Source organism: Streptomyces sp. NPDC017056 (assembly GCF_044332485.1).
Classification (GTDB): domain Bacteria; phylum Actinomycetota; class Actinomycetes; order Streptomycetales; family Streptomycetaceae; genus Streptomyces.
The window spans coordinates 324,724-331,335 of sequence record NZ_JBIRPD010000006.1; the positions used below are offsets into that span (position 1 = coordinate 324,724).

At 70.5% G+C, this 6,612-nt stretch carries 7 protein-coding genes and 1 tRNA gene; 7 read left to right on the plus strand and 1 reads right to left on the minus strand.

Translation table 11 applies throughout. The annotated features are described in order from the left end of the window. The first annotated feature begins 50 nt into the window (after positions 1-50). Positions 51-1,475 carry an amidase gene (locus ACH4OW_RS13840; protein ID WP_398027543.1) on the plus strand — a complete coding sequence of 475 codons (1,425 nt, stop codon included), beginning with the start codon at positions 51-53 and terminating at the stop codon, positions 1,473-1,475. On the opposite strand, the gene ACH4OW_RS13845 is transcribed toward ACH4OW_RS13840, so the two are convergent. Further along, the gene (locus ACH4OW_RS13845; protein WP_360123023.1) at positions 1,456-1,956 is read right to left on the minus strand and encodes a DUF3830 family protein; all 501 of its coding nucleotides are present in this window, start codon (positions 1,954-1,956) and stop codon (positions 1,456-1,458) included. The two genes, ACH4OW_RS13840 and ACH4OW_RS13845, sit on opposite strands and share 20 nt — an antisense overlap. Positions 1,957-2,224: 268 nt before the next feature. On the opposite strand from ACH4OW_RS13845, the gene ehuB reads away from it, so the two are divergent. From ehuB to ACH4OW_RS13875, 6 genes are all read left to right on the plus strand, one after another. After that, the gene (gene ehuB / locus ACH4OW_RS13850) at positions 2,225-3,154 is read left to right on the plus strand and encodes an ectoine/hydroxyectoine ABC transporter substrate-binding protein EhuB (protein ID WP_398027545.1); all 930 of its coding nucleotides are present in this window, start codon (positions 2,225-2,227) and stop codon (positions 3,152-3,154) included. Continuing rightward, positions 3,151-3,882, plus strand: coding sequence for an ectoine/hydroxyectoine ABC transporter permease subunit EhuC (gene ehuC / locus ACH4OW_RS13855; protein ID WP_398027547.1), 732 nt, complete (start codon positions 3,151-3,153; stop codon positions 3,880-3,882). The genes ehuB and ehuC overlap by 4 nt, the downstream gene beginning before the upstream one ends. Continuing rightward, positions 3,879-4,532, plus strand: coding sequence for an ectoine/hydroxyectoine ABC transporter permease subunit EhuD (ehuD, locus tag ACH4OW_RS13860; RefSeq protein WP_360123032.1), 654 nt, complete (start codon positions 3,879-3,881; stop codon positions 4,530-4,532). Before ehuC ends, ehuD begins: the two co-directional genes overlap by 4 nt. Further along, a complete protein-coding gene (ehuA, locus tag ACH4OW_RS13865) occupies positions 4,522-5,346 on the plus strand; it encodes an ectoine/hydroxyectoine ABC transporter ATP-binding protein EhuA (RefSeq protein WP_360123035.1) in 825 nt (274 codons plus the stop codon). Before ehuD ends, ehuA begins: the two co-directional genes overlap by 11 nt. 278 nt (positions 5,347-5,624) lie before the next feature. After that, entirely contained in the window at positions 5,625-6,383 is a 759-nt protein-coding gene (locus tag ACH4OW_RS13870; protein WP_360123038.1) for an IclR family transcriptional regulator C-terminal domain-containing protein, read from the plus strand. Positions 6,384-6,448: 65 nt separating this feature from the next. Next, a tRNA-Lys gene (locus ACH4OW_RS13875) sits at positions 6,449-6,522 on the plus strand. Positions 6,523-6,612 lie beyond the last annotated feature (90 nt).

Genomic DNA, 6,612 nt, shown 5'->3' on the forward strand with positions numbered 1-6,612 from the left:
TCTCCGGGACCGTGGAGCCGGAGTGTTCGTGGAGGTGGAGGGAGACCGGGATGGCTGATGTGACGGATCTTGCCGACTGTTCCGCGGTGCGGCTGGTCGCCGGGTACGCGGCGGGCGAGTTCTCGCCGGTCGAGGCCGTGCGGGCGGTGCTCGAACGGGCCGGGCACGCGCAGGACCGGGTGAACGCCTTCACCCGGATCGACGGGGACGGCGCGCTGGCCGCCGCCAGGGCGTCCGAGGAGCGGTGGCGCTCCGGGCGGCCCGCCGGGCTGGTGGACGGGGTGCCGGCCACGGTCAAGGACCTGCTCCTGACCCGCGGCGCGCCGACGCTGCGCGGGTCGCGGACGGTGCGCGAAACGGGCGCGGTCTGGGACGCGGACGCGCCGTCGGTGGCCCGGCTGCGCGAGCACGGCGCGGTGTTCGCGGGGAAGACCACGACGCCCGAGTTCGGGTGGAAGGGCGTCACGGACAGCCCGCGGCACGGGGTGACCGGCAATCCGTACGACCCGTCCCGGACGGCGGGCGGGTCGAGCGGCGGCAGCGCGGCGGCCGTGGCGCTGGGCGCGGGGCCGCTGAGCCTGGGCACGGACGGCGGCGGGTCGGTGCGCATCCCCGGCTCGTTCTGCGGGATCTTCGCGCTGAAACCGACGTACGGGCGGGTGCCGCTGTTCCCCGCGAGCCCCTTCGGGACGCTGGCGCACGTCGGGCCGATGACCCGGGACGCGGCCGACGCGGCGCTGCTGATGGACGTGATCACCGGGGCCGACTGGCGGGACTGGTCGCAGCTGGCGCCGCCCGCCGGCTCGTTCCGGGAGGAGCTGGCGCGGCCGGTGGCCGGGCTGCGGGTGGCCTACAGCCCGACGCTGGGCTGGGACGTGCCGGTGCGCCCGGAGATCGCCGCGGCGGTGCGGCGCGCGGTGGACCGGCTCGCCGAGCTGGGGGCGCACGTCGAGGAGGCCGACCCGGAGATCACGGACCCGGTGGAGGAGTTCCACACACTGTGGTTCAGCGGGGCGGCCCGGGTGGTGCAGCACCTGGGCGCGGCGGACCGGGAACTGCTCGACCCGGGCCTGCGCGAGATCTGCGACGAGGGCGCGCGGCGCAGCGCGCTGGACTACCTGGCGGCGGTGGACGTGCGGATGGCGATGGGCGTGGCGATGGGCCGCTTCCACAGCACGTACGACCTGCTCGTGACGCCGACCGAGCCGATCACCGCCTTCGAGGCGGGCGCCGAGGTGCCGGCCGGGTCGGCGCACCGGCGGTGGACGGGGTGGACCCCGTTCACGTACCCCTTCAACATGACGCAGCAGCCCGCCGCCACGGTGCCGTGCGGCGTGGACGGCGACGGGCTGCCGATCGGGGTGCAGCTGGTGGGCGCGCGGCACGCGGACGCGCTGGTGTTGCGCGCCGCGCACGCCCTTTATACGTCGGGGGCCGCCACGATCCCCGCGCCTCCTACGCCCGGCGGAAGCTGAGGGTCTCCCCCAGGGCGCCGGCGCGCCACAGGTCCTGGCAGGCGTCGGCCATCCGGTCCAGCCCTTCCACGACCGCGCCCCACACGATGCCCGGCACCCAGCCCGCGTCACCGTTGATCAGCAGGTTGTTGCGTTCGTAGAAGAGCGCGAGGTCGACGACGGTGGCGCGGCCCTGGTGCTTGGCCTGGCTCTCGTAACCGTAGGAGGCGGTGCCCAACTGGGTCTCGGTGAAGGTGAAGTAGCACAGGTCGCCGGGGATGGGCGTGATGGTCGGGTTCTCCAGAGGGGGCTCCTCCGGGGCGAACGGCGGGACGAGGGCGTAGATCTCGTTGCGGGCGTATTTGGCGTGGTAGACGTCGCCGCCGAGCGGCAGCGCCTCCCAGACGGCCTTGCAGGTGACCGGCGCGCGGTCGTCGAGCAGCTTGGCGGTGCAGCTCACGCCCCGCTTGTCGAGGGAGACTTCGATGAAACGGTCGACCATTTTGCCTCCTAACGGTGCTTTGCGGACCCATAGTGGACCAGCGGACGGCGCAATGCACACAGGACGCGGGGCCCGGCGCGCGGGTCGCCGCGCACGCCGTCCGGCCGTCCGCAAGGGGCGTCAACAAGCCACCCCGCCCCAGCAGTTACCGTCCCAGAACTGGTGTCGTATGTACGCATGACCGACATGCGCCACGCTCCCGCACCGCTTGCATCAAGGGCTGGAAACGACCGGCATGTTTTCGGCCCGTCCGGGTAGTCGCGCGCCCATGGCTCCACCACAGGGGAACAGCTCAGGAAACACCGCTTCAGGGTTCCGCCGCCGCTCACTGCTCGCAGGGGCGGCGGCGCTGGGTTTGACAGGTGCGCTGGGGGCGACGACCGGTTGCTCGCAGGTCGACATCACCGGAGCTACGGACGGGGGACACCTACTCGACGATCTTCGCAGCAGGAAAGTCGTGCGCATGGGCATCGCCAGCGAGCCGCCCTACGCGTCGATCAACAGCCAGGGCGAACTGACCGGCGAGGCACCGGCCGTCGCCAAGACGATCTTCCAGCGGCTGGGGGTGCAGCGCTTCGAGCCGGTGCCGGTCGAGTTCGGCGCCCTCGTGCCCGGACTGCACTCCTTCCAGTACGACGTGATCGTGGCGGGCATGTTCATCAACAAGGCCCGCTGCCAGGCCGTGCTCTTCTCCGACCCGGACTACGAGTCGAAGGACGGCTTCCTCGTGCCGAAGGGCAACCCGAAGAAGATCGCCTCCTACGAGGACGTGGCCAAGGGGGACCTCCGCATGGGCACCGGCATCGGGTACGCGGAGATCGACTACGCGGTCGGCAACGGTGTCGCGAAGGACAAGATCCAGACGTACGGCGACCAGATCGCCGGCATGGAGGCACTGGAGGCGGACCGCATCGACTGCTTCGCCGGCACCGCGCTGACGATGATGGAGGCACTGAAGACCGGCAAGCACCCCAAGGTGGAGATGACCCGCCCCTTCACACCGGAGGTCGGCGGCAAACCCCAGCGCGACGGCGGCGGTTACGGCTTCCGGATCGGCGAGACGAAGCTGCGGGACGCCTTCAACCGTGAGCTGCACGAGATGAAGAAGAGCGGCGAACTCCTGCGCATCGCCCGGCCCTTCGGGTTCACCGAGGAGTTCATGACCGACCTCACGGCGAAGGAGCTCTGTGCCCGGTGACCGGAGCCTTGTGGGAACTGTTTTTCAAAGGGGTGTGGATCACCGTCCAGTTGATGGTCTACAGCGCCGCCCTGGCCGCCGTCGTCGCCTTCGGCATCGGCCTGGCCCGTACGTCGCGGCTGTGGATCGTCCGCTTCCTGTCCGGCGTGTACGTGGAGTTCTTCCGCGGCACCTCGGCGCTGGTCCTGATGTTCTGGCTGTTCTTCGCGCTGCCGCTGCTGGGCTGGCAGCTGGCCGGGCTCTGGGCGGGCACCCTGGCGCTCGGGCTGTCCTACGGCGCGTACGGCTCCGAGGTGGTGCGCGGCTCCGTCCAGGCGGTGGCGCCCGCCCAGCGTGAGGCGGCGATCGCGCTGAGCTTCACGCCCTGGCAGCGGCTGCGGAAGGTGATCCTGCCGCAGGCCGTGCCCGAGATGATGCCGCCGTTCAACAACCTGCTGATCGAACTGCTCAAGGGCACGGCCCTGGCCTCGCTGCTCTCGATCGGCGAGCTGACCTTCCAGGCCAAGCTGGCCCGCCTCTCCACGGGCCAGAGCGCCCAGGTCTACGGGATCATCCTGGTCCTCTACTTCGTGATCGCTTTCGTGGTGACCCGGGTGATGCGCCTGCTGGAGCGCCGGGCCAAGGCGTCGATCGGCCGCGCCCCGGAGAAGTCCGGCTGGCTCTCGCGGCGGCTGCCGGTCGAGAAGCAAGGCCCCCAGGTGATCGCCACCCCAGGAGGTAAGCCGTGAACAACTGGTCGTGGGAGTACGTCGGCGACATCCTGCCCGACCTGCTCCGCGGGCTGCTGGTCACCGTCCAGGCGACCCTGCTCGGCTCGCTGGTGGCCTTCGTGCTGGGCCTGGTGTGGGCGCTGCTCCTGCGCTCCCCCAGCCGCTGGGTGACGTGGCCGGTCAGCGTCGTGGTGGAGTTCGTCCGCAACACGCCGCTGCTGGTACAGCTGTTCTTCCTCTTCTTCGTGCTGCCCGGGTGGGGCCTGACCTTCGACCCGCTGACCACCGGCGTGATCGGCCTGGGCCTGCACTACTCGACGTACACCGCCGAGGTCTACCGGGCGGGCATCGACGGCGTACCGGAGGGCCAGTGGGAGGCGGCGACCGCGCTCAGCCTGCCGCGCCGGCGCACCTGGACCTCGGTGATCCTGCCGCAGGCGTTCCGCCGCGTGATCCCGGCGCTCGGCAACTACGTCATCGCGATGTTCAAGGACACGCCGATGCTGGCGGCCATCACGGTCGCGGAGATGCTCTTCGAGGCGAACAGCATCGGCGCGACCACCTTCGACTACATGGAGCCGATCACCGTCGTCGGCGTCCTGTTCGTCGTGATCTCGTACCCCACTTCTCTTGCCCTGCGAGCCCTGGAGCGTCGCCTTGTCCGCTGACAGCACTCCCGCGCAGCCCACGAAACCCACGGTCGGCACCGAGGAGGACGGGCCCGAGCTGGTCCGCTTCGACCGGGTCACCAAGCGCTTCGGCGCGCACACCGTCCTGGACTCGCTGGACATGACGGTCTACTCCGGCAAGCACGTGACGCTGATCGGGCCGTCCGGGTCGGGCAAGACCACGATCCTGCGGCTGCTGATGACGCTGCTCAAGCCGGAGGAAGGAACGATCAAGGTCGGTGACGCGTACCTCACCCACGAGGAGAAGAACGGCAAACTCGTGCCGGCGGGCGAGAAGCACTGCCGGGAGGTGCGCAAGAACATCGGGATGGTCTTCCAGCAGTTCAACCTCTTCCCCAACATGAAGGTGCTGCGCAACATCACCGAGGCGCCGGTGCACGTGCTGGGCCTGTCCAAGGACGCCGCCGAGGAACGGGCCCGCGGGCTGCTGGACCTGGTGGGCCTGACCCAGCACATCGACAAGTACCCGTCGCAGCTCTCCGGCGGCCAGCAGCAACGGGTCGCCATCGCGCGGGCGCTGGCCATGCGTCCGCAGGTGCTGCTGCTGGACGAGGTGACCAGCGCGCTCGACCCGGAGCTGGTGGCCGGTGTCCTGGACGTCCTGCGCGACATCGCGCACACCACCGACATCACGATGCTCATCGTCACCCACGAGATGAACTTCGCCCGTGACATCTCCGACTGCGTGATGATGTTCGACCAGGGGCGGGTCATCGAGTTCGGCACCCCGGAGAAGATCTTCAGCGAGCCGGAGAACGACCGCACCCGCGAGTTCCTGAGCGCGGTGCTCTGAGCGCCGGACGGAGCGGGCCCGCCGGATGTTCGGACGTGTGTCCGGCGGGTCCGCCCGCCGGAACCCACCCGGAATGACGCCGACATATGCCAGCGGACCACACCCCAGTACACGTGCATGGGTTGGCACCCTTTTCGGTCAAGACCCCCTCCAGCGGACGGCTTTGACCGCTATCGTGGTACGTGCCCCGCTGCCCGGGATCGGCCGGTAATGTTCGTCGGTCGTGACCGCCAGCGACGGCAGCGACGCAAACGGTCACAACCTGCTAGGGGGACACCGTGGCGCTGAAGCCCGAGCCGACCGCGCCGTTCCACTCGGTGCAGTACGCCCTCCGCGTGCTCGAAACCATCGCCCGGCACGCCGACGGCGTGACGGACGTCCAGGTCGCCCGCGAGACCGGCCTGCCCACCGGCCACCTCGCCCACATGCTGGCCATGCTGCGCCGCGAGGGCTACGTCGCACAGGTCGCCGACGGTGCGTACGTCGTCGGCGAGTCGCTGGTCCTGCTCGGCTCGGGCGGCGACCGCGAGGACGCGCTGCGCGCCAAGCTCCAGCGCACCCTCGTCGAGCTGCGCGACTCGGTCGGCGCGGCGGTCTACATCAGCCGCTACATCGACGGCGAGGTCAGGATCCTGCACTACGCCGACGGGCCGCGCGCGCCCAAGGTCAACGAGTGGGCGGAATTCCGCCGTACGGCACATGCCAGCGCGGTCGGCAAATGCCTGCTCGCGCAGCTGGACCACGACGGCCGGATGGACCACCTCTCCCGCCACAAGACCGCCCGCCTCACCTCGCGGACGATCACCAACGAGAAGGTGCTCTTCCACAAGCTGGACAGCCAGCCGCCGACGGTCCCGATGCTGGACCTCCAGGAGTACGCGGTCGGCACGGTCTGCGCGGCCGTACCGATCACGGCGGGCGCCACGGTCGGCTGCCTGGCGCTGTCGATGCCGCTGGAGCACGCCCACCGGCTGCGCTCGGCCGCCGACGCGCTGAACCGGCGGGCGGCTCCGGTACTGCTGTCGCTGACGCTCTGAGGCCGCGGTCGCGCGGGTGGTCGGGAGCACCCCTCGGGACCAGGTAGTATTTCTTTTGTCAGCGCGCGCCGCTAGCTCAGTTGGTTAGAGCAGCTGACTCTTAATCAGCGGGTCCGGGGTTCGAGTCCCTGGCGGCGCACCTGAGAGTGGGGGGGGGGGGGGCCCCCCCCCCCCGGCCCCCCCCCGGGGGTCGTTTGCCCGCCGGCCGCACACGGCCCGCGCCCCCGCC